Source organism: Mesorhizobium sp. B2-4-7 (assembly GCF_006442685.1).
Taxonomy (GTDB): domain Bacteria; phylum Pseudomonadota; class Alphaproteobacteria; order Rhizobiales; family Rhizobiaceae; genus Mesorhizobium.
The window spans coordinates 139,212-160,272 of the sequence record NZ_VFVH01000010.1 but is presented as its reverse complement, the minus strand read 5'-3'; the positions used below and the strand labels follow the sequence as shown (position 1 = coordinate 160,272).

Annotated in this window: 21 protein-coding genes and 1 tRNA gene; 8 read left to right on the top strand and 14 right to left on the bottom strand. The window is 61.0% G+C overall.

Going from position 1 to position 21,061, the window contains the following annotated elements:
- Window positions 1–16: 16 nt before the first annotated feature.
- Together FJ946_RS24070 and FJ946_RS24065 are read left to right on the top strand one after the other, a co-directional pair.
- Complete coding sequence (locus FJ946_RS24070; RefSeq protein ID WP_140564655.1) at window positions 17–802, top strand: phosphodiester glycosidase family protein; 786 nt, start codon at window positions 17–19, stop codon at window positions 800–802.
- Window positions 803–973: 171 nt separating this feature from the next.
- Window positions 974–2,056: a GH25 family lysozyme gene (locus FJ946_RS24065; RefSeq protein ID WP_140564653.1), complete on the top strand. Its 1,083-nt coding sequence runs from the start codon at window positions 974–976 to the stop codon at window positions 2,054–2,056.
- Between the two features lie 271 nt (window positions 2,057–2,327).
- On the opposite strand, the gene FJ946_RS24060 is transcribed toward FJ946_RS24065, so the two are convergent.
- The 8 genes from FJ946_RS24060 to FJ946_RS24025 form a co-directional block, all read right to left on the bottom strand.
- On the bottom strand, window positions 2,328–2,534 hold the full coding sequence (locus FJ946_RS24060) for a type II toxin-antitoxin system HicB family antitoxin (protein ID WP_140493747.1): 207 nt from the start codon (window positions 2,532–2,534) through the stop codon (window positions 2,328–2,330).
- Window positions 2,535–2,611: 77 nt separating this feature from the next.
- Complete coding sequence (locus FJ946_RS24055) at window positions 2,612–3,964, bottom strand: DUF5677 domain-containing protein (RefSeq protein WP_140564652.1); 1,353 nt, start codon at window positions 3,962–3,964, stop codon at window positions 2,612–2,614.
- Between the two features lie 212 nt (window positions 3,965–4,176).
- A complete protein-coding gene (locus FJ946_RS24050; RefSeq protein ID WP_140564650.1) occupies window positions 4,177–7,944 on the bottom strand; it encodes a vitamin B12-dependent ribonucleotide reductase in 3,768 nt (1,255 codons plus the stop codon).
- 664 nt (window positions 7,945–8,608) lie between these two features.
- Window positions 8,609–8,920, bottom strand: coding sequence for a PilZ domain-containing protein (locus FJ946_RS24045; protein WP_140564649.1), 312 nt, complete (start codon window positions 8,918–8,920; stop codon window positions 8,609–8,611).
- A gap of 107 nt (window positions 8,921–9,027) precedes the next feature.
- A complete protein-coding gene (locus FJ946_RS24040; protein WP_140493739.1) occupies window positions 9,028–9,516 on the bottom strand; it encodes an NUDIX hydrolase in 489 nt (162 codons plus the stop codon).
- A 209-nt stretch (window positions 9,517–9,725) separates the two neighbouring features.
- Window positions 9,726–10,226 carry a xanthine phosphoribosyltransferase gene (gpt, locus tag FJ946_RS24035; RefSeq protein ID WP_140493737.1) on the bottom strand — a complete coding sequence of 167 codons (501 nt, stop codon included), beginning with the start codon at window positions 10,224–10,226 and terminating at the stop codon, window positions 9,726–9,728.
- A gap of 113 nt (window positions 10,227–10,339) precedes the next feature.
- On the bottom strand, window positions 10,340–11,173 hold the full coding sequence (locus FJ946_RS24030; protein WP_140493736.1) for a universal stress protein: 834 nt from the start codon (window positions 11,171–11,173) through the stop codon (window positions 10,340–10,342).
- A gap of 81 nt (window positions 11,174–11,254) precedes the next feature.
- Window positions 11,255–11,998 (bottom strand): competence/damage-inducible protein A, encoded by a 744-nt coding sequence (locus tag FJ946_RS24025; protein ID WP_140564647.1) that lies wholly within the window; start codon window positions 11,996–11,998, stop codon window positions 11,255–11,257.
- Between the two features lie 153 nt (window positions 11,999–12,151).
- Here FJ946_RS24025 and wrbA point away from each other — a divergent pair, with 153 nt between their 5' ends.
- Both wrbA and FJ946_RS24015 read left to right on the top strand, forming a co-directional pair.
- Window positions 12,152–12,751 (top strand): NAD(P)H:quinone oxidoreductase type IV, encoded by a 600-nt coding sequence (gene wrbA, locus FJ946_RS24020; RefSeq protein WP_140517663.1) that lies wholly within the window; start codon window positions 12,152–12,154, stop codon window positions 12,749–12,751.
- 171 nt (window positions 12,752–12,922) lie between these two features.
- On the top strand, window positions 12,923–13,219 hold the full coding sequence (locus tag FJ946_RS24015; protein WP_140494988.1) for a hypothetical protein: 297 nt from the start codon (window positions 12,923–12,925) through the stop codon (window positions 13,217–13,219).
- A 108-nt stretch (window positions 13,220–13,327) separates the two neighbouring features.
- Here FJ946_RS24015 and FJ946_RS24010 read toward each other — a convergent pair whose 3' ends face one another.
- From FJ946_RS24010 to FJ946_RS24000, 3 genes are all read right to left on the bottom strand, one after another.
- Entirely contained in the window at window positions 13,328–13,567 is a 240-nt protein-coding gene (locus FJ946_RS24010) for a DUF2188 domain-containing protein (RefSeq protein ID WP_140493732.1), read from the bottom strand.
- Between the two features lie 30 nt (window positions 13,568–13,597).
- Entirely contained in the window at window positions 13,598–13,876 is a 279-nt protein-coding gene (locus FJ946_RS24005; RefSeq protein WP_140517662.1) for a DUF982 domain-containing protein, read from the bottom strand.
- Between the two features lie 131 nt (window positions 13,877–14,007).
- A complete protein-coding gene (locus FJ946_RS24000; RefSeq protein ID WP_140517661.1) occupies window positions 14,008–15,111 on the bottom strand; it encodes an NADH:flavin oxidoreductase/NADH oxidase in 1,104 nt (367 codons plus the stop codon).
- 153 nt (window positions 15,112–15,264) lie between these two features.
- On the opposite strand from FJ946_RS24000, the gene FJ946_RS23995 reads away from it, so the two are divergent.
- Both FJ946_RS23995 and FJ946_RS23990 read left to right on the top strand, forming a co-directional pair.
- Window positions 15,265–15,843: an NUDIX domain-containing protein gene (locus tag FJ946_RS23995; protein WP_140517660.1), complete on the top strand. Its 579-nt coding sequence runs from the start codon at window positions 15,265–15,267 to the stop codon at window positions 15,841–15,843.
- 134 nt (window positions 15,844–15,977) lie between these two features.
- Window positions 15,978–16,063, top strand: a tRNA-Leu gene (locus FJ946_RS23990).
- Between the two features lie 173 nt (window positions 16,064–16,236).
- Here FJ946_RS23990 and FJ946_RS23985 read toward each other — a convergent pair.
- Window positions 16,237–16,536, bottom strand: coding sequence for a DUF1236 domain-containing protein (locus tag FJ946_RS23985; RefSeq protein WP_140493726.1), 300 nt, complete (start codon window positions 16,534–16,536; stop codon window positions 16,237–16,239).
- 346 nt (window positions 16,537–16,882) lie between these two features.
- Here FJ946_RS23985 and FJ946_RS23980 point away from each other — a divergent pair, with 346 nt between their 5' ends.
- Window positions 16,883–17,251 (top strand): hypothetical protein, encoded by a 369-nt coding sequence (locus FJ946_RS23980; protein ID WP_140564645.1) that lies wholly within the window; start codon window positions 16,883–16,885, stop codon window positions 17,249–17,251.
- Window positions 17,252–17,428: 177 nt separating this feature from the next.
- Here FJ946_RS23980 and FJ946_RS23975 read toward each other — a convergent pair whose 3' ends face one another.
- Window positions 17,429–17,719, bottom strand: coding sequence for a hypothetical protein (locus tag FJ946_RS23975; protein WP_140493723.1), 291 nt, complete (start codon window positions 17,717–17,719; stop codon window positions 17,429–17,431).
- Window positions 17,720–18,378: 659 nt separating this feature from the next.
- Window positions 18,379–19,044 (bottom strand): outer membrane protein, encoded by a 666-nt coding sequence (locus FJ946_RS23970; RefSeq protein ID WP_140564643.1) that lies wholly within the window; start codon window positions 19,042–19,044, stop codon window positions 18,379–18,381.
- Window positions 19,045–19,229: 185 nt separating this feature from the next.
- Between FJ946_RS23970 and ade the strand changes: the two genes are divergently transcribed.
- Window positions 19,230–21,041, top strand: a complete 1,812-nt coding sequence (gene ade / locus FJ946_RS23965) for an adenine deaminase (RefSeq protein WP_140564641.1) — start codon at window positions 19,230–19,232, stop codon at window positions 21,039–21,041.
- Window positions 21,042–21,061 lie beyond the last annotated feature (20 nt).

Below are 21,061 nucleotides of genomic sequence, written 5' to 3'. Positions count from 1 at the left end.
GCAATCCGGTGCGCGCATGGATCTTTTGACTGTCCTCCAATCCGCGCCATTACTGCTCGCGCTGATCAAGACCGCGCTGCCGTCGGCGGCGGCGATCGGCATGGGGGTCGGCCAATGGTTCGCCTCGTTGCCGCCGTGCCGCGACCTCGTCTTCGAGGCCACCAGCTACCTGGTCTGCGAGGTCGATCCCAGGCAATATCGGATCGAATTGTTCTGGAAGGATCCGGCCGGCAAGCCCTATCAATCGCTGCACAATCTCGACGATGCCCAGCGGCGGGCCGGGCGCACGATGCTGTTCGCCATCAATGCCGGAATGTACCATCCAAACCTCGCGCCGGTCGGCCTGTATGTCGAGCGCGGGCAGGAACTGGCCTCGGCGAAGGTCGGGTCGGGAAGAGGCAATTTTTCGCTCCAGCCCAATGGTATTTTCTACATCAGCGACGGCAAGGCCGCGGTCCGCGCGACAAGGGATTTCCTAAAGAAGCGTCCGCCCACCGATTATGCCACGCAGTCCGGGCCGATGCTGGTGATCAACGGCAAATTGCACCAGAAATTCCGGGCCGACAGCACCTCGCGCAAAACGCGCGACGGTGTCGGGGTGCGAAAGGACGGTGTCGCCGTGTTCGCCATTTCGAATGGCACGGTGACATTCCATACATTCGCACGCCTGTTTCGCGACGGGCTCGGCTGCGACAATGCGCTGTTCCTCGACGGGTCGATATCGAGCCTGCTCGCGCCGGCCATCGGCCGCAATGACGACTACTGGAACCTGGGGCCGATGATCGGCGTCTTCAGGCGATAGGATGGGCAGGCGTAGATTGCGCTTGTCACCGCGCACGGCCGACACTCGGAACCGTGCCCAACATGCTTAAAAACTTGATTCAATCTTTATTGGTAATTTCTCGTTCATAACTAGACCTGGTTTGTCCGTCGGCCGTTGCCTTCGGTCTGTTGTGTTTGAGTACAGGTCCAGATGCGGTTACCAGGCGCCGTCAGTTTCGTGATCGCAACGCTGTGCCTTGCCGGCTGCTCGTCGACATCCGGCATGGACGCGCTGGACATCCAGAAGCCGTCGAACGAGATCACCAACTCGGTGGTGCGACCAAGCGCGCCGATCGCATCCGCCCCAGTGACCAAGGCCGAACGGAGAATGGCAGCCGAACGCAGGATGGCGGAAGCCATGCCGGTGGACGAGAATGTCCGACCTTACGGCCTGGCGGAGGAAGAGACGGTGGCGTTTCCGGCGCCCGACCTGCCGGACAGCGTCGAGCCGCCGGTCGTCGAGCCGGCGGCGCTTGTATCACCGCCGAAGCTCTTGTCACGGGCGGCACCGCCGATGCTGGCCGGGCCTGTCACGCGCTACGGCTTTCGCGATGCCAAGCCGATCAATTTCGGCCGCTCTTCGCCGCGACACCTTGCCGTGCATGGCGTCGACGTGTCGCGCTGGCAAGGCAACGTCAACTGGGAGAAGCTGCGCGCCCAGGGCGCCAATTTCGCCTATATTAAAGCGACCGACGGCGGCGACCATCTCGATCCGATGTTCACCAGGAATTGGCGCAACGCCGACGCCGCAGGGCTGAAGCGCGGCGCCTATCACTTCTTCTACTGGTGCCGCACCGCCGGCGAGCAGGCCGACTGGTTCATCCGCAACGTGCCCAGGGTCGAGGGCGCCTTGCCGCCGGTGATCGATGTCGAATGGAATGGCGAATCCAGCTGCAAGCGGCGGCCGTCGCGCGAAAAGGTGCTGGAGAAGATGCGGGTGTTCATGGACAAGCTTGAACGCCATTACGGCCAGCGGCCCATCATCTACACCGCGCCCGATTTCTACCGCGACAATCTTCGCGGCGAATTCCTCGATTATTCGTTCTGGCTGCGCGCCGTGGCGCAGCACCCCTCAAAGGTCTATCCCGGCCGCAAATGGCTGTTCTGGCAATATTCCGGCTCCGGCCTATCGCATGGCGTCACCGGCCGCATCGACCTCAACGTTTTTCACGGCGACGAACGGCAATGGCGCGCCTGGGCCGGCGGCCGGCAGATGGTGGCCGACGCGGATTAAACCGTCGGCTCCGTTTCAGTCGCTTTTGCGCCGCCTGATCGGCTGTCAGAGGCTATTTCAGGATTTCGCTAACCACCCGCTCACCCTTTCCCTTAGCGAAGAGGCTCGCCCCGCGCCTTCGTCCTCCTCGGGCTTGACCCGAGGATCCATTCCGTGCCCTCGACGAAGAGTGCAGTCGCTCACTTCGATGGTTATATGATCAATCATTCCGCACCACAGCGGGACTCCGGCACTTGCAGCGGCGCCCCGCTGCGAACCCATTTGCCGGGCTCTATGCCTCTACATATTCCGCCAGGCTCACACTTTCGGGCACATCCAGCCCATCGGCTCGCAAGCCCTCGATATGAAAGCGGATTGCGTCGCGAATCTCGGGTTCCACCTCAGGTACAGTGGCACCGGTCGCGATGCAGCCGGGCAAATCCGGAACGTAAGCAGAGAAATTGTTGCCTGCTTTTTCAATCACCACGGCGTAGCGCATGCCCTCACTCCGTGAAACCGAACCGTTTGAGGACGGCAACTTCATCTACGTTCCGGCTCACACGCCAGCCGATCTGGTCAGCCTGCGGTTTTTGATTTCGGCTTCTTAGATACTTTGTCGGTCGGCTTATTGGTTTTATGCCACTTAATTCTTGGTTTGAAGCTTGGATACAAATGATTAAGATCGTCCAATATTAAGTTTATTAGCTTGCTTACGTCTGGCAGGACCGACGGCTTCACGTGGCCAAAAATAGGAATTCTATGCAATCTGTGCATCGGATTTAGGCAGATCGTAAATGAGGTATCTCGAACTGCGCCCCAGTGCCCGTGAGAAAACCCTGACAACCAGTCGTAGTATTTGTCGTAAAGATCCTTTCTATCGCATTCAATTGCCATCTCCCTAAGCGATTTTTTGTCCCACGCTCCAATTAAAATATCCTGGGTTTCAAACCAAGCGTCTTCGTTAGCTAGCATTTCCAATGCTTCAAGATCAACGTACGAGGGCGCATCGTCTAGATCAATTGTCTTGAGAAAAGCTAACGCTGTTTGCCCACTTCCATAGTTTCTATATTGTTTCCATAGGCTTGCGTCGTCCTTCGCCGTCAAATATCGAAGTGTGATACAGGCCTCAACAATCGAGCGAAGCAAAATGCGCCCGCTTGATAAAAAATTAGATGGAAGCGCCGCAAGTTCGATAGCCAAGTGCAAATTGTAGAGACATAATCCAAAAGCACCATCTAATCGTGGATCTATACCGGTATTTTTGGAACATTGATAAAAATGACTCATTACGTCATTAGCAATTGAACTAAGTTCTTTCGTGAGGATAATATCTTCTGTAGTTGATTTCTTTGGAGAGGCTACGAAGCATTTAGTGCTTGTATATAGCTCGGACCAGAATGCTTCCACAGGAAAGAGTGGGGCTTCAGAAGGTCTTTCTGCCTCCATCTCCATCATTCTGATCGACATCTCCGTGGCTCGGATCATCGGTCGGACTTTTGTCATCTCGCCTTTGTCAGGATAAAGGCGTATCTCCTTAATAAGCTCTTCGTTTGGAAGCACCAATCGGCCGCATATGGCCAAATAAGCGACCTTAAGCCATCTCACGTCGGTGGATTGTTGAGATTGATGGTCTATACAGGCCATAATTCCGTGGGCAAGCGCTTCCCACGCTTTCTCGGTATCTGGTTCTATCGCATGAAACTTCTGCCAATGATCGCGGTCTGGCATCGATCCTATCGATGCGATGGCGTTAGAAATCTGCGACCCGCCCTTGATATTCCGCAGAGGGTCAAAAGCATATTCAAAATCGGCATAATCAGTCGACGACAGACCGGTATGAGTCAGAGAGACATATTTCGTATCTTTCCATCGGCTGCGGGCACGCACTCCGATTCTACGGAATAGATCGAGATAGACATCGCGGTCCATTACCCCGGTCGCAACGCACGCCCAGAGTACATTTGGTAGAAAGTCATCCTTCCACGACGACCAACTTACTTTGTTGCCGAGCGCGTGGAAAGGCGACCTAACCGTTTGACCGTGTTTGGAACGCTTTCCAAGCGCCGTGTGCCGTCTGCTTTTCTTCATGACGGCACTATTAGATCCCGATTTCCGGCGTTTTTACAGTAATCTCACAGGCCTCAGCTGCACCCACTCGTGCTTCCACACGTATCGCACTTCTCGCAGGTGCCGTTCCGCACCATGGTGAAGTTGTGGCATTCCGAGCATTCGTTGCCGGTATAGCCCTGCATCAGCGATTGCTGGCGCCGGGTGGCGGCAAGTGCCTTGGCCTCGGCGGCCTCGTGCGCGGCGGCGTCGGAGAATAGCCCCTCGACGCCGGAGGCTTCGGCTTCCTCCTCGGCGATGTCCTCGACCAGTTCCCTGGCGCGTTCCTCATAGTCGCGCTTGTAGGCGATGGCCTCGTCGCTCGCCGGCTTCAGCGCCAGTACGTTGGAGCCGGAGAAGGCCGTCGGCGCCACGCGGGCAGGGGCCGTGGCCGGGGCGGAACCGCCGAATCCCTTGGGTTCGGCGCCCGACACCAGCTTGACCGGCGAGGCACCGCGGTAGAGGCCCTTGGAGAAGGGCGTGGCCTTGCCTTCGGTGATGCCGCGCCCAAGTGCCGTCTTGTCGAAATCCGACTGGTCGACATGGGCGAGATCGTGGCGGTTGAGATAGGACACGGCAAGTTCGCGGAACACGTAATCGAGGATCGACGTCGCGTTCTTGATCGCGTCATTGCCCTGCACCATGCCGGCCGGCTCGAACTTGGTGAAGGTGAAGGCTTCGACAAATTCCTCGAGCGGCACGCCATATTGCAGGCCGAGCGAGATGGCGATGGCAAAATTGTTCATCATCGCCCGGAAGGCAGCGCCTTCCTTGTGCATGTCGATGAAGATCTCGCCGAGACGCCCGTCGTCGAACTCGCCGGTGCGCAGGTAGACCTTGTGGCCGCCGACGACCGCCTTCTGCGTATACCCCTTGCGGCGGTTCGGGAGTTTTTCGCGGTCGCGGTAGAGACGCTCGACGACGCGCTCGACGATCTTTTCGGTGACCTGCACCGCACGCTGCGCGGCAGGCGCGGCGACCAGCTGTTCGATCGCCTCGTCCTCGTCCTCCTCGCCATCGGCGAGCAGCGAGGCATTGAGCGGCTGCGAGAGCTTCGAGCCGTCGCGGTAGAGCGCGTTGGCCTTCAGCGCCAGCTTCCACGACAGCATGTAGGCGTTCTTGGCGTCCTCCACCGTGGCGTCATTCGGCATGTTGATGGTCTTGGAAATGGCGCCGGAAATGAAGGGCTGTGCCGCCGCCATCATCTGGATGTGGCTGTTGATCGACAGCGAGCGCTTGCCGATCTTGCCGCAGGGGCTGGCGCAATCGAACACGGGGAGGTGTTCGGCCTTGAGGAAGGGCGCTCCCTCGAGCGTCATCGCACCGCAGACATGGATGTTGGCGGCTTCGATGTCCTTCCTGGAGAAGCCCAGTGCCGGCAGCATCTCGAACGAGAAGTCGTTGAGCTGCTCGTCGGTGAAGCCAAAGGTCTCCTTCACCCAGTCGGCGCCGAGCGTCCACTGGTTGAAGACGAACTTGATGTCGAAGGCCGACTTCAGCGCCGCGTTGAGCGCCGCGATCTTGTCGTCGGTGAAGCCCTTGGCCTTGAGCGAGCCGGGGTTGATGCCGGGCGCCTGGTTGAGATTGCCATGGCCGACGGCGTAAGCCTCGATCTCGGCGATCTGGCTTTCCGAATAGCCCAGCGTGCGCAGCGCTTCCGGCACGGCGCGGTTGATGATCTTGAAATAGCCGCCGCCGGCGAGCTTCTTGAACTTCACCAGCGCGAAGTCGGGTTCGATGCCTGTTGTGTCGCAATCCATGACCAGCCCGATCGTGCCGGTCGGCGCGATGACGGTCGCCTGCGCGTTGCGATAGCCGTGCTCCTCGCCGAGTTCGATGGCGCGGTCCCAAGCAGCCTTGGCGTGCGTCGCCAACTCCTGCTGCTTGAGGTCGGAAGCGACCAGCGGCACCGGGTTGACGGCCAGCTTCTCGTAGCCGTCCTTGTCGCCATAGGCGGCGCGGCGATGATTGCGCATGACGCGCAGCATGTTCTGCGCATTGCGGTCGTAATCGGGGAAGGCGCCGAGCTCGGACGCCATCTCCGCCGAGGTGGCGTAGGCGGTGCCGGTCATGACGGCGGTGAGCGCGGCGCAGATGGCGCGGCCCTCATCGGAATCGTAGGGAATGCCCGAGGTCATCAACAGGCCGCCAATATTGGCATAGCCGAGGCCCAGCGTGCGGTAGTCGTAGGAGAGCTTGGCGATCTCCTTTGACGGGAACTGCGCCATCATGACCGAGATTTCCAGCACGATGGTCCACAGCCTGACCGTATGCTCATAGGCAGCGATGTCGATCGTGCCGTCGGCATTGCGGTAGGGGAGCAGATTGATCGAGGCGAGATTGCAGGCCGTGTCGTCGAGGAACATGTATTCCGAGCATGGGTTGGAGGCCCGGATCGCACCGGCGGAGGCGCAGGTGTGCCAGTCGTTCATCGTCGTGTTGAAGTGCAGGCCCGGATCGGCGGATGCCCAGGCGGCGTAGCCGATCTTTTCCCAGAGATCCCTGGCCTTCAGCGTCTTCAGCACCTTGCCGTCCTTGCGGGCGGTGAGATGCCAGTCGGCATCATCCTCGACGGCGCGCAGGAAATTGTCCTTCAGCGACACCGAATTGTTGGAGTTCTGGCCGGAGACGGTGAGGTAGGCGTCGGAATCCCAGTCGGTGTCGTAGGTCTTGAACGACATCGAGGTGTAGCCCTGCTTGGCGAACTGGATGACGCGGTAGATGTAGTTCTCCGGCACCGCGTCCTTCTTGGCCGCCTTGATCTCGCGCTTCAGTGCGGTGTTGACGGCGGGGTCGAAGCAGTCGTCGTCATGGCCTTCGCAGTTGACGCAGGCCTTCATGATCGCTTCGAGATGCTTCTTGACGATCTTGGAGCCGGTCACCAGCGAGGCGACCTTCTGCTCTTCATTGACCTTCCAGTCGATGAATTCCTCGATGTCGGGGTGATCGGCGTCGACGATGACCATCTTGGCGGCGCGGCGCGTCGTGCCGCCCGACTTGATGGCGCCCGCGGCGCGGTCGCCGATCTTGAGGAAGCTCATCAGGCCGGACGAACGGCCGCCGCCGGACAGCTTTTCGCCCTCGCCGCGCAGCAGCGAGAAATTGGAGCCGGTGCCCGAGCCGTATTTGAACAGGCGCGCCTCGCGCACCCACAGATCCATGATGCCGCCCTCATTGACGAGGTCGTCCTGCACGCCCTGGATGAAGCAGGCATGCGGCTGCGGGTGCTCGTAGGAGGATTTCGACTTGGTCAGCTTGCCGGTGAACGGGTCGACATAGAAGTGGCCCTGGCTCGGGCCGTCTATGCCATAGGCCCAGTGCAGGCCGGTGTTGAACCATTGCGGCGAGTTCGGCGCCACGCGCTGGGTGGCAAGCATGTAGGCAAGCTCGTCGCGGAAGGCGCGCGCGTCTTCCTCCGACTTGAAATAGCCGCCCTTCCAGCCCCAATAGGTCCAGGTGCCGGCCAACCGGTCGAAGACCTGGCGGGCGTCGATCTCGGACCCGTAGCGCTCGGCTTCCGGCAGCTTGGCAAGTTCGGCCTCGTCGGCGACGGAGCGCCACAGGAAGGAGGGAACATCGTTCTCCTCGACCTTCTTCAGCCGCGCGGGGACGCCGGCCTTGCGGAAATATTTCTGCGCCAGGATGTCGGCGGCGACCTGGGAGAATTGCGCCGGCACGTCGATATTGTCCAAGCGGAACACCACCGAGCCATCCGGATTCTTGATCTCGGAGAGCGCCTTGCGGAATTCGATCTCCGCGTAAGCCGATTGTCCCTGTCTGGTGAAACGACGCTCGATGCGCATTGTCCGGTCCCTTTTGTCTATATATAGCGCTTTCGTCAGGAGATTTCTGCTCCCAATGCGAAACGCGCATGTCCGCCGTCTGCCGGCGTTCGAAAACGGCCGGCTCTCCATTTTCGCGGTCTTCGTCCGCCTTGCTGGTCAAACTTCTTGCGAAGCGCCTGTCCAACTCACCGACGAACCCGCGGGTCCTCAAAACTGATTTTTTCCGATTCCCTCACTCGAGGGAAATTCACATTATCTAGCGTCGAACCTGCCTGCAAACACTAAATATAGTGTTAACAGACAATTTATTCCAGTCCGACAATTCTCCCTTTATCGCCCACGCCCCCACAATCCCAACGCTTCCGCCAGCCTCGTAAACAGGCGGAAATGTGGGGAAAAACGCACATAATCCGGGAAAAAGACCGGGCTCAGAACTTTCCGGTCGCGCTCTCAACAGGAGCGCATGGCCTATAAAAGGCGACTCGTTTTGCGCCGTCAAGGATTCGTTTGCGTAGCTTTTGTGACCTCAACATCTTGTGTGTCACACATGTGGATAACGGGGATAGAATGGAGCTGCCGCGGTAGCCCCCGGCCGAGGGGACAAAGACGCGCTTGTCAGGCTTCGCGACGGCTCCGGGGCGTGATCCAGGCACAGACCATCTGGCGCATCCGACGTCGCGGATCAGCCGTAATGCGTCCTGGGCTTCGGCTCGGTTCCGGTGAAGTGCACCCCGATCCGGCCGTTGCGGCGCCAGCGGACCTCGCATCGATAGCCGATGCCGTCGACGGGCACATAGAGAAGGAAATGATCCGGAATCGTTGCTTCGGGCGGAAGCTTGAGTTCGGCGCCACCTTCATTTTGATTGCGCAGCGTGCAGCCAACTTCCGAATTCGAGATGCCCGTGATGATCGTGCCGCCCTTGAGCACGCGCTGGCGATGCTCGCGCTTGTGCTCGTCGGATCTCTCTGGATTGGGATTTGCGGGATTTGTCATCGGTAAAACGCCAGGATCGGATCAGATCCTATTACGTCTTCATTAGAAAAGCATTCACGCCGCAGGCGCCCCCGTCCGAGCTGCTTGGTGGCGCGGCCGGTCCCGGTTCAGGCAAACCGACGCGGGTCGGCGCAGAAATAGGCGATGATCTGGCAAAGATCCGGTTCGTTGACCATGCGCACCGCTTCGCTCGAACTGACCCATTTGCGGGTGCGGGAGCGTTTTTCCTTCCAATGGTCGGCGACCTTGTCGACATGCAGCGGGAACACCAATACCTCGCACGGCACTTCCTCGCCGGAGGCCAGGGCCTTGGCGTAGAAGTAGCGGCCGGCCTCGAGATGCGAGATCGTCCCGCGCAGTCCGGCTTCCTCGACAGCCTCGCGCGCCGCGGCTTCGCAAAGCGGCTCCCTGGCTTCAGGCCAGCCCTTCGGAAGCACCCAGCGGCCGGTATCGCGGCTGGTAATCAGCATGATCTCGACGCTGTTTCCGGTTTCGCGCCAGGGCAGGGCGGCTACCTGCAGACGGCACGGCGCGGTGCCGAAGAGTCGCCGGACCCTTTCGGCCAGATGGTTGTGCGTCGTTGGCCTCGTCAGCATCGGAGAAGCTAGCCCCAGCCTCCAGAATCGTTTGCCGTCTCACGAATCTTACGGCTAATTATCGGCAATAAAAGTAAAAACTTTCATCAGGATGGCCGATTTTCGCCAATAGACGCCGATTTCCGCGCGCCAGCCAGCCTCGCGAGACCCTTTGCCTAGTGGATGAGACTTCCCTGCGGCTCGATTTGCAGCAGGTTGCTTGCCGCGAATCAGCCGGCGTGATCGTCGGCGATCGGCTTCTGGTAGGTGAAGCCCATGTCCCAGGGAAAATAGATCCAGGTATCCTGACTGACCTCGGTGACGAAAGTATCGACCAGCGGCCGCCCCTTCGGTTTGGCGTAGACGGTGGCGAAATGCGCCTTCGGCATCATGGCGCGCACGATGCCAGCCGTCTTGCCGGTGTCGGTCAGGTCGTCGATAATCAGCACGCCCGCGCCGTCGTCGGCAAGCAGGGCCGGCGTGACCTCCTTCAGCACCTGCAGCTGACCCTGGCTGCTGTAGTCATGATAGGAGGCGACGCAGACCGTCTCGATAACGCGTATGCCAAGCTCCCGCGAGATGATCGCCGCCGGCACGAGGCCGCCGCGCGTGATGCAGACGATCGCTTTCCATTGCGCCTTGTTGGTGCCGGCAAGCCGCCAGGCGAGCGCGCGCGCATCGCGGTGGAACTGGTCCCAGGAGACCGGAAAGGCTTTTTCGGGAAGGGACATCTTTCGCGCACTCCGCAGCACGCGCGGTCGCGCGCAGAAAACAGGGGAATGCGCGCGGAAGTAACTGGAAAACCTCGCGCTTGGCAAGAGCGGCCGCAAACGACACTGTGAACTTACCGCGACAGGAAAGCCGCCACCGGCGCGGTGCGCAGCACGGAGCGCGTCACTCCGCCGAACAGGAGCTGGCGCAGCCACGAGTGGCTGTAGGCGCCAAGCACCAGCAAATCGGCGCCGGTCTCCGCGATCCTGGTCTGGATCACCTCGTCGACCGAGGTGCCGCCCGATCTCTGCACCGAGACACTCACGCTGGCGCCATGACGCGACAAGGCGGAAGCGATTTCCGCTCCGGCGGCCTCGGGGCGTTCATCGAGCGTGTCCGGCGGATCGATGACCAGAATGTCGGTTTTGTCGGCCTCGATGATGAAGGGCAGCGCATCGAAGGCGGCGCGTGCGGCCTCCTTGCTGCCGTTCCAGGCAAGCAGCACACGCTTGAAGGTGGTGATCAGCGGACCCAGGTGCGGCACTACCAGCACCGGCCGTCCGGCGTCGTAGACCAGTGTGTCGACGTCGGCGCTCGCATCGCCGCCCGTCTCGCGCTGCGCGGCGATGATCAGGTCGGCGGCACGCACGCTTGAAATGCCGGTCAGGGCGCTGTCGCCGGAAAAACTCTCCAGGCTGTGCCATTCGAAGGACAGGCCGGAATTCTCGATATGCCTGAGAAACGCGGCCCGCAGCTTTTCGGCCCGTTCACGGTTCATGTCGGCCGAAACCTGCAGGAACTCGGTGTCGGGGAAGCCGGTGGCCGAGGTGTAGGGCACCGGAAGCGCTTCGGCGTGGATGCCGATCAGATGGCTCTGGAAGCGGCCGGCAAGCGGAATGGCGAAGTCGAGCACGCGCTCCGCGTCCTGCTCGTTCTGCAGAATGGCGACGATCGTCTTGAAGCGCATGGTGATCCCCTCATTTTGCGAGCGATCCGCCCGCGGCAAGGAAACGTCGCGGCGTTGTGCTTGGTTCCGGCCTGGACCGGATCAGCTCGCGCTGCTGGCAAAGCCGGCCACCATCGCCTCAACATCGGCGCGCGCAGCGTCCAGGGCCTGCTGGCTGCGGGCACGGACCACCAGTTCGGTCCAGAACTTGCCGTCGCCGTATTTCGGATAGGAGCCGATGATCGTGTCCGGATGCGCTTTCTGGATCTCGCCCAGCGGCCCGCCGACGAGACCTTCGCCGAACGGGCAATGCACCGCCGCCGACAGCATTTTCGTGCCGGCCTTCAGCGTCGGCACGACATTGTCGAGCATGGCCTGGAAGATCGAGGGCACGCCTGCCATCACGTGGACATTGCCGATGCGGAATCCGGGCGCGACCGACACCGGATTGTCGATGTGGTCGGCGCCGCGCGGCATTCGGGCCATGCGCTTGCGGGCCTCGGTGTATTCGATGCCGCGAGCGGCATAGCTTGCTTCCAGCAGGGCATAGGCCTTGGCATCGTATTCGCACGGCACGCCGAAGGCCCTGGCAATCGAATCGGCTGTGATGTCGTCATGGGTCGGCCCGATGCCGCCGGTTGTGAACACATAGGTATAGCGGGCCCGCACCGCATCTACCGCGGCGACAATCTCGTCTTCCTCATCGGGAACGATGCGCACCTCCTTCAGGTCGATGCCGATGGCCGTCATGATGTCAGCCAGATGGCCGATATTCCTGTCCTTGGTGCGGCCGGACAGGATCTCATCGCCGATGACGAGCATGGCGGCGGTAACGATTTCGGACATCGATGGCTCCGGCAAAAACGGGTCGCCTGAAATAGCGCGGCACGCGGCCAGCGGCAATGCCATCCGACCGGTGAACAATTCCCCGAATATTGGCGCCCTAAGTACCCTGGCGTGGCTGGGGCGGGCGAGGATCATCACGTCAAGGAGACGCAAATGGCGAAAGTACTTGTTCTCTACTATTCGAGCTGGGGTCACATGGAGCAGATGGCCAAGGCCGCAGCCGAAGGCGCGCGCGAAGCCGGTGCCGAGGTGACCATCAAGCGCGTCGCCGAACTCGTGCCCGAAGCGGTCGCCAAGGCCGCCCACTACAAGCTCGACCAGGAAGCGGCGATCGCCAGCCCGCTGGAACTGAGCGACTATGACGCGATCATCGTCGGCGCCTCGACGCGTTACGGAATGATGTGCGCGCAACTGAAGAACTTCTTCGACCAGACCGGCCCGCTATGGGTCAAGGGCGCGCTGATCAACAAGATCGGCTCGGTGATGTCTTCGACCGCGACCCAGCACGGCGGCGCGGAACTGGCGCTGATCAGCACCCAGGCCATGCTTCAGCACCACGGCATGATCATCGTTCCCCTGTCCTATGCCTATCAGGCTCAGATGGGCAACGATGTCGTGCGTGGGGGGGCGCCCTACGGCATGACCACCACAAGCGACAGCGACGGTTCGCGCCAGCCTTCGGCGCAGGAACTCGAAGGCGCGAAGTTCCAGGGCGGGCGCGTCGCCGAAATCGCCGCGAAGCTGCACGGCTGATCGTTGTGCCGCCGGTGCCTGCCGGCGTTGCTCCTGCTGGCGATGCTTGTGGTCCACGCCGTGGATCGTCGCTTCACCGACGCTTCACAAGGAATTCAAGGAACCATTCGGCTGATGACTGGTTTGCCCCGTGTCGCACCCAAGGCGACGAAGACAAAACGGAGTGATCCAATGTACAAAAAACTTTTCGCGGCATTCGTTCTGACGGCCGGTCTTGCCACATCGGCGATGGCGCAGTCGACGGACGGCAGGTATTACAACCATGATAGTTGGTGGAACAATTGGTCGCTGTTCGGCAATGAGGATTCATCAGCCATCGACCAGAGCACCACCGGGAGCATCAACGCATACGGCTCCGGGTTGAGCACCCAAGGCAATACCGGTGGGATGGGCCCATGTGCTCACAATACTCCAGGTCCGGACGCCAATGCTCAAGGCAACGTCAATGACCAGTACTGCGGCAAATAATCAGCCGTAAGTTTCCCTGCTGACCGTAGGGCGTTTTCTCTCCCGACGTCCGCGGTCGGCGCTCCGGGGCGGCCGGCCTTTGGGGCGATCGGGCTTTGGGCTGAAAGATCAGTCGGAAACCTCGGTCTGCGGCCGGTCGCGTCCATCAGCCAGTTCCTCATGCCATTTGCCGTCGGCATCCTCGTACTGGATGCCGTCCGTCGACCCCGCGACCTGCTGCTCGGCTGAAGCGATCTCGGCGGCCCGCAACGCGTCCTGATGCGTGGGAAACGTCTCCGAGAAGGTCGCTCCGACCTTGTAGGCCCAGCCGCCGTCATGCTCGACGATCTTGTAAGTCAGCTTCGCCATCAATAACCTCCGGTTTAAAGGTCCGTCCGCTCAATGCAGGCGGTCGTCGGACAGCTTGTCGTCTGGCACCAGCACTTCCGATTCCTTGGCGGCTTCGATAAGGGCCCGGCGCGCATCCGCTGTCGAACGATAACCTTCCAGCACTTTGAGGCAAGTGTCGAGAGCATCACGATGACGGGGGCCGCGATTGAGCGGCCAAACCGTCATCAGGCACTCCGCCGCCTCCTGGGTACTGCGGATGTGGCGATATTTGCCGACATGGCCGAGTTCGACCACGACCGGTGTTTCAAAAGGCTTGTTGTCCATCATGGCCGCAACGCAAAGCAGTCAATTTGGTTGCAACCGTGTCCTCAGCCTGCGCCCAAACGTCCCAAACCTCCTTGGAAGCTCTATTGCGGCGGTCGTCCGACGACGCGTTCCGCCCTTCTCGGAAGGGTCGCTCAGTCCGCCGCCTTCATCCAGTGCTGCATCGTCGTCACCGAGCGCGCGAGCTGCGGCGCGGGATGGATCGTCTCGCTGAACGTGGCGGCCGCTCGCCACCCCCAGCGCGGGTCGGCGAGGAAGGCGCGCGCCAGCGCAACCATGTCGGCGCGGCCTTCGGCGATGATCGCCTCTGCCTGCTTGGGATCGTCGATCAGACCGACCGCGCGGGTAGGGATGCCGGCGCCCCTGCGCACGGCTTCCGCCAGATGTACCTGATAGCCGGGGCCGGAGGGCAGTTTCTGCAAGGGCGAATTGCCGCCGCTCGAGCAACAGAGATAAGCGACGCCTTCGGCCTTCAGCGCTTTCGCCACTTCGATCGCATCCTCGACGTCGAAACCGCCATCGACCCAATCCTTGACCGACAGCCGGGCGCCCAGCATCAGTTTTGGCGCTGCCTTTTTCACCGCCTTGGCGATCTCGACGACAAGACGCATGCGGTTTTCCAGCGAGCCGCCCCAGCTGTCCGTGCGTTGGTTGGAGAGCGGCGACAGGAACTGGAAGATCAGGTAGCCGTGCGCCGCGTGCAGCTCGATGAAGTCGAAGCCCGCGCGTTCGGCCCGCCTCGCCGCCTCGGCGAACCGCTCGATGAGCTGGAGGATCTCCTCTTCCTCCAGCGCTCGCGGCACGTTCCAGCCGGTATCGTAGGCGATTGCCGAAGCCGAGACGGTCTGCCAGGGATCCTCGTTCGGCTGCAGCGGTCCGCCGCCCTCCCAAGGCTTGCGGTTCGAGGCCTTGCGGCCGGCATGGGCAAGCTGAGTGCCGAATTTGGTGCCGGGTGCGGCCACGCGCCTTGCTGCGTCCAGGGCGCGGCGCGCAGCGGCTTCATTGTCTTCGGAATAGAGGCCGAGGCAGCCATGGCTGATGCGGCCACGCCGCTCGACATCGGTCATCTCGACCGTCACCATGCCGGCGCCGGACATTGCCAGGTTCATCCAGTGGTGGAGATGCCAGTCGCTCGCCGAGCCGTCCTCGGCCGAATACTGGCACATCGGCGCGACGGCGATGCGGTTGGGAAAGCTCAAGCCATCGAGCGTGATCGGCTGGAAAAGCGATGTGGTCATGAACGAAACTCCGGGAATAGGATGCGCTATTTAGGCGATCGATCGCCGCCATGCCACACACGAGAGAGTGAAATGCTTGCTGGACCAACCGCTGCCCCGATTGCGTGAACGCTGGTTCGCGGCTACGCCTCCCGGGTAACGTGGAGGCAGCCGATGGAAGATCGTATCCGCATCCGTTCTGAAGAAATCCTATCCGACGACTGGGCGGTTCTGAAGAAGACCGTCCTCGACTACCGTCGCCGCGACGGACAATGGGAGACACAAATCCGCCAGACTTACGATCGCGGCGATGGCGCGGTGATCCTGCCCTATGATCCCCATCGTTCGACCGTGCTCCTAGTGCGCCAGTTCCGCTATCCCGCCTATGTCACCGGCCACCGCGAGCCGCTGGTCGAGGCCTGCGCGGGACTGCTCGACGAAAACGATCCGGAGACCTGCATCCGCAAGGAGGCGGAGGAAGAGCTCGGCTATCGGCTGAACCATGTGGAGCGGCTGTTTTCGCCCTACATGAGCCCAGGCAGCGTCACCGAGCGGCTCTGGTTCTTCACCGCCCTCTATTCGCCCGCCGACCGCATTTCGGCCGGTGGCGGCGCAGCGGACGAAGGCGAGGACATCGAGGTGCTGGAAATGCCGCTCGACGAGGCTCTGGCCGGCATTGCCGATGGCCGCATCATCGACGCCAAGACCATCATCCTGATCCAGCATCTGAAGCTCCATCCGATCGCTGTTTGACCGATACCGGTCGCCCCTGCGGGACGAAGAATCGGTGCGGGGCGAATGAAAACGAACGTGTTTTGCACAACGCTTTTTTGGGACTGCATGGCCCTAATTGACGAGATCGCCTAGGTAGTTGAAACGAAAGGCGCGCGGACGTGGCGGAATTGGTAGACGCAAGGGACTTAAAATCCCTCGATCTCTGATCGTACGGGTTCGATTCCCGTCGTCCGCACCACCTTAACTCTACTTCAATGCTCTGCAGAGCCTAGCCGCCACCAACGGGTGCCACCCGGGTCTTCTAGCGGCGGCTCGGCGACCGTGCGCCGAGGCGCGCCGTCGGCTATGGGCCCTCGGCGAACGTTGCCACGATCCGCCGACCTGAAACGGCGGATCGTGGCGTTCAAGCGCTCACTGGATAATCTTTACGATCTTGCGTGTGCCGGGATCCACGACGACGGTGTGATTGTCCACGACGACATAGCGATATTTGACGTTGGGAATTTCATGAAGCTCGACTGTATCGGGCAGGGCGGTCCCGACATTGAGCTCAACGCCGGGAATCTTGACTGAGGCCAGAGGCTGTTTCTTTACGTATTCTTGTATGACGGTTTCGTCCTGCGGCTGAATGACCACATCCTGTGCGGCGGCGGCACCGATGCCGGCAAGCAGCAGGAATCCCGCTACGACGGTTGTAAGATCGGTTCTCATTGTTGCTTCCTTTCTCTCTCGTTGGGCTTGACGCGAAGCGCGGTGGCGCCCGAAGGATTGCCAGGGTTGGCAAGGGCTCCCAATGCTGGCCATCGATCAGGGGAACCATCGTTCAATGGCCTGTCAGGCAATCGCTCTTAGACGCGTGGGTTCCAAACAACCGTGGGTTTGGGCCTTTTGCGCGCCACGATCTGACTTTGGTCGCATGTTCAATAGGACCCAAGCCCCAGCAGTGGAACCGCCGGTAGGAAGCGTGCGTTGCGTTTGCTAATGATCTTCAACTGGAGGCCGATCATGGCAGCCGGCCCCGCTGTGGTAAATTCTGGCGGCAGCGCTGCCGTGGCCATTGTTCTGGCAGGCGGAAAAAATATTTGGCGTCAAGATTGACGCTCCCAAAGCCAAAGCCGTCCGCATCGGCGAATCCGGCAGCTCCGTCGAACGGTGGCTGATGTCAATCCGACGCTTCGTGAGGCAAAGCATGACCCCTGGTTCCATCAAAACTGATGGCCGTGACCGTGTCACAATCCCCGACAACGACAATCACATGGCTGGCGTCGACAACAAGCCGCTCTTGAAAAGTATCCAGAGCGACGATTTTGCTGACGCGCTTTGCGCGAGAGCCGAGCGGTTCGCGACCAAGGTGGTCGTGGCAATGGCGATTTGTTTGACATCGACACTGATCGCCGGCGTTTATTTTTTACTGGCGCCCTCTTGAGGGACCAGAAGCTCAAGCTGGAGAGCACGACCGGCCTCTCATACCCGGGCTGCGATTAAGCACTCATTTTCAACAGGGAAGACCCGCCTGGCTTCCTCCACTTCCCTTGTTGTCAGTCCGCCGCTCGCGGGCACGGCCCGGCAGGGTTGGCGATCAGCCGGGCCGGATTGCACAATATTAGTCGTTGCTGTCGTAGATCACCACTGGGTGATGCCGGTGGTGACGGCGTTCAGTTGAGCCCGTTATGACGACGGTGTCGCGGCGATGATGCCGGCGACCTTGGTCATAGAAGGCCACCGTGCCATGGCGCCGATGATGGAGGCGCTGGCCCTGATCGTTGATCACTGCCAGGTGACGGTGATGATGGCGATGGGTTTTGATGACGACGTCGGCTTCTGCCGCCGAAGCGACAACCGGCATTGCAACGAAAACGAGCGCCATGGCACTTGTCAGAAAAATCGCTTTCATAAGTGTTTCTCCATTCCAGATCCCTCGGGGGTAGTTTCACGACAGCTCAAGCCGCACGAGATCTCGATTTGAGCTTTCTGCCTGCGAACTGAGCAGGGGGTTGAGGGTGCAAATGATTGTAACCCTGCTCTCGTGGGCACATGAAGGACCATTGCTGCACCCGTTCAACAAATGGAAGGAATGCGAGTACGTTCCTTGCAGGAGAGCTGATCGGACCTCTGCTGTAGGTATTCGGACCAAGGTCTTGCTGATGTTCTTGGACCTTCGTCCGCACTTGCGGTTCGATGGCTCTTTTCTCGATGCAATTCTTTGAGTGTTCACTGCGCGATCGGGCGCGGGTACTGCGATGGCGGACGCGCGCCTGCGTGCGAGGGCAGGATCATAAACGGCACGCGGCATCAAGTGCTGCGCCGGTGACGTTCAGACAAGCGGGCATGGTGATACTGGTGCGATCACGCAATTCCGCGCGCCGCAGGCAATGATACGGTGTCTGCGCGGCGGATCTGATCCGTCGAGGCCGGCGTCTACCAGGCCCAACCCATCCCCCCGCCCACTGGGGACGCCGGCCCCTCAGTCCTTGGAATTGCCTTAGAATTGCCGTCACGGACCATGCGAGATCGAGCATGATCCTGCCCGGTGACCGGGCGCGGTGATGGGGCTCAGAACTTGTAGCTCAGATTGATGCCGACCGTATTCAGCTTCACATTCTGGTCGCGATCGAGAAAATCGTCCGGCGCATCAAAATGCTCCTTGCTGAAATCATAGTAGCGATACTGCGCCCCGACGACGAACCTGTCGGTCAGCGCATAGTCGACGCCGGCCCCAACCGTCCAGCCTATGCTGGTTCGCGTGTTGTCGAACGAGGTACCGGCATCTTGGGAGGTTTCGATGCCGGCAAAGGCGACGCCGCCGATGCCGTAGATCAGGAACCGATCCATCGCATAGCCGGCCTTGGCATTGATGGAACCGAACCACTTGACATCCGTGCCGAGCAGATTTCCCGCACCCAGTTCTTCGGCGCCCTTTGCCGAGGAATAGTTAAGCTCTGCTTCGGCGCCGAGCACAGCCTGGTCGAATTGCCACAGACCGGCGACATGGCCACCGACGAAACCGCCGTCGAGGTCTGGCGAGGCGGCAAACGGCTCGCCCTCGGTTCCCGAGATATCGGAACTGCCCCAGCCATAACCGCCTTGCAGGCCGGCATAGTAGCCGGTCCAGTCGAAACCGGGCGCGGTCATCGGCACATCGGCCACAGGTTCGGCTGCGAAAGCCGGTGCGGCCAGAGCGGCAAGAAAACCGACAGTTGCAAGCATTAGGCGACGCATCGAACTGCCCGAACGAAGAGCTGGAAGATCCTGGCAGGCACGGTAACCCGATTTGCGGCAAAACGGAATCGCATTTCTGTGCGGCCGATTTACGCTCTCCGTCGGTCTTGGAACAATCGGGAGAAAGTGTGAGGCTGGTCAAAACCGTGGCGGCTTGGCACAGTCGGGCAAACAGGAGTCGCTTCATGGCGAACACGCCGTCGGGCAGCAAACCCAGACCATGGACTGAAATGGCAACGCATCTGGTCGATGTCGCCATGGGCAGGAAACCCGCCGATCTCGTCATCCGCAACGGGCGCTGGGTCAATGTTCACTCCGGCGAGATCGTAGCCGGCACCGACATCGCTATTGCCGGCGGCCGCTTCGCCTATTGCGGTCCGAACGCCGGCCATGCCATCGGGCAGGGCACCAAGGTGGTCGATGCCGGCGGGCGCTATCTGGTGCCCGGCCTTTGCGACGCGCACATGCATGTCGAGAGCGGCATGGTGACGGTGACCGAATTCTGCCGCGCGGTGATCCCGCATGGCACGACTTCGATGTTCATCGATCCGCACGAGATCGCCAATGTGCTCGGCCTGCCCGGCGTGCGGCTGATGCATGACGAGGCCGTCGCCATGCCGATCAACGTGCATGTCCAAATGCCGTCCTGCGTGCCGTCGGCCCCCGGGCTCGAACATGCCGGCGCCGAACTGACGGTCGCCGACGTCGCCGAGGCGATGGGCTGGGAAAATATCATCGGGCTGGGCGAGGTGATGAATTTCCCTGGCGTCGCCGCCAACGATCCTGTGATGTCGGGCGAGATCGCCGCGACCGTGAAAGCCGGCAAGACCGTCGGCGGGCACTATGCCTCGCGCGATCTCGGCTTGCCGTTCCATGGCTATGTCGCCGGCGGCCCGGAGGACGACCATGAGGGCACGCGCGCCGAAGATGCCATCGCCCGCGTGCGCCAGGGTATGAAGGCGATGCTTCGGCTGGGCTCGGCCTGGTACGACGTCGCCTCGCAGATCAAGGCGGTTACCGAGGGCGGCATCGATCCGCGCAATTTCATCCTGTGCACCGACGACAGCCATTCCGGCACCTTGGTTCACCAGGGGCATATGGACCGCGTGGTCCGCCACGCCATCAGCCAGGGCTTGAAACCGGTGACCGCGATCCAGATGGCGACGCTCAACACCGCTCAGCATTTCCGGCTGGAGCGCGAGATCGGATCGATCGCGCCGGGGCGGCTGGCTGACCTTTTAATCGTCTCGGATCTCGCCGAAATGACCATCGACGAGGTCTATGCGCGTGGCGTCAGGCTGGCCAAGGCCGGCAAGCTCGACATCGACATTCCGGTCTACGACTATCCCAAGGCGGCGAAGAACACCGTCAAGCTCGGCAAGAAGCTGAAGGCCCACGATTTCGACATCACGGCACCCAAGGGCGCGAACGAAGTCCGGGTCCGGGTCATCGGGGTCATCGAAAATCAGGCACCGACGCGGGCGCTGGAAGCGGATCTCGCCGTCGAGGACGGGCTGGTCGCCATGGATCGCCGCAACGACGTCTGCCAGATCGCGCTGGTCGAGCGTCACAAGGGTACCGGCGGCGTCACCAATGCCTTTGTCTCCGGCTTCGGCTACATCGGCGATTGCGCGATGGCGTCGAGCGTGGCGCATGATGCCCACCACATCATCGTCGTTGGCACCAACAAGCGGGATATGGCGCTTGCGGTCAACCGACTGGGCGAGGTCGGTGGCGGCGTCGTGCTGTTTTCCAAGGGTAAGGAACTGGCACTGGTCGAAATGCCGATCGCCGGGCTGATGTCGGACGAGCGGGCCGAAATCGTCGCGGCCAAGGCCGACAAACTGACCGAGGCCATGCGCCAGATGGGCTGCTCGCTGAACAACGCCTACATGCAGCACTCGCTGCTGGCGCTGGTCGTCATTCCGGAGCTCAGGATTTCCGATGTCGGCCTGATCGACGTGACGACCTTCCAGAAGGTCGACCTCTTCGTATAAGAGCAGTTGCGGTCGCTTCG

What these genes read in the sequence shown, in the direction of transcription:
- FJ946_RS24055 (WP_140564652.1), bottom strand. Translation starts at nt 3,964, where the DNA reads ATGGACCGCGATGTCTATCTCGATCTATTCCGTAGAATCGGAGTGCGT.
- FJ946_RS24000 (WP_140517661.1), bottom strand. Translation starts at nt 15,111, where the DNA reads ATGACCACATCGCTTTTCCAGCCGATCACGCTCGATGGCTTGAGCTTT.
- ade (WP_140564641.1), top strand. Translation starts at nt 19,230, where the DNA reads ATGGCGAACACGCCGTCGGGCAGCAAACCCAGACCATGGACTGAAATG.
- FJ946_RS23975 (WP_140493723.1), bottom strand. Translation starts at nt 17,719, where the DNA reads ATGAAAGCGATTTTTCTGACAAGTGCCATGGCGCTCGTTTTCGTTGCA.
- FJ946_RS24065 (WP_140564653.1), top strand. Translation starts at nt 974, where the DNA reads ATGCGGTTACCAGGCGCCGTCAGTTTCGTGATCGCAACGCTGTGCCTT.
- FJ946_RS24030 (WP_140493736.1), bottom strand. Translation starts at nt 11,173, where the DNA reads ATGCGCTTCAAGACGATCGTCGCCATTCTGCAGAACGAGCAGGACGCG.
- FJ946_RS24010 (WP_140493732.1), bottom strand. Translation starts at nt 13,567, where the DNA reads ATGGCGAAGCTGACTTACAAGATCGTCGAGCATGACGGCGGCTGGGCC.
- wrbA (WP_140517663.1), top strand. Translation starts at nt 12,152, where the DNA reads ATGGCGAAAGTACTTGTTCTCTACTATTCGAGCTGGGGTCACATGGAG.
- gpt (WP_140493737.1), bottom strand. Translation starts at nt 10,226, where the DNA reads ATGTCCCTTCCCGAAAAAGCCTTTCCGGTCTCCTGGGACCAGTTCCAC.
- FJ946_RS24025 (WP_140564647.1), bottom strand. Translation starts at nt 11,998, where the DNA reads ATGTCCGAAATCGTTACCGCCGCCATGCTCGTCATCGGCGATGAGATC.
- FJ946_RS23985 (WP_140493726.1), bottom strand. Translation starts at nt 16,536, where the DNA reads ATGAGAACCGATCTTACAACCGTCGTAGCGGGATTCCTGCTGCTTGCC.
- FJ946_RS24060 (WP_140493747.1), bottom strand. Translation starts at nt 2,534, where the DNA reads ATGCGCTACGCCGTGGTGATTGAAAAAGCAGGCAACAATTTCTCTGCT.
- FJ946_RS24050 (WP_140564650.1), bottom strand. Translation starts at nt 7,944, where the DNA reads ATGCGCATCGAGCGTCGTTTCACCAGACAGGGACAATCGGCTTACGCG.
- FJ946_RS24040 (WP_140493739.1), bottom strand. Translation starts at nt 9,516, where the DNA reads ATGCTGACGAGGCCAACGACGCACAACCATCTGGCCGAAAGGGTCCGG.
- FJ946_RS23995 (WP_140517660.1), top strand. Translation starts at nt 15,265, where the DNA reads ATGGAAGATCGTATCCGCATCCGTTCTGAAGAAATCCTATCCGACGAC.
- FJ946_RS24005 (WP_140517662.1), bottom strand. Translation starts at nt 13,876, where the DNA reads ATGATGGACAACAAGCCTTTTGAAACACCGGTCGTGGTCGAACTCGGC.
- FJ946_RS24070 (WP_140564655.1), top strand. Translation starts at nt 17, where the DNA reads ATGGATCTTTTGACTGTCCTCCAATCCGCGCCATTACTGCTCGCGCTG.
- FJ946_RS24015 (WP_140494988.1), top strand. Translation starts at nt 12,923, where the DNA reads ATGTACAAAAAACTTTTCGCGGCATTCGTTCTGACGGCCGGTCTTGCC.
- FJ946_RS24045 (WP_140564649.1), bottom strand. Translation starts at nt 8,920, where the DNA reads ATGACAAATCCCGCAAATCCCAATCCAGAGAGATCCGACGAGCACAAG.
- FJ946_RS23970 (WP_140564643.1), bottom strand. Translation starts at nt 19,044, where the DNA reads ATGCGTCGCCTAATGCTTGCAACTGTCGGTTTTCTTGCCGCTCTGGCC.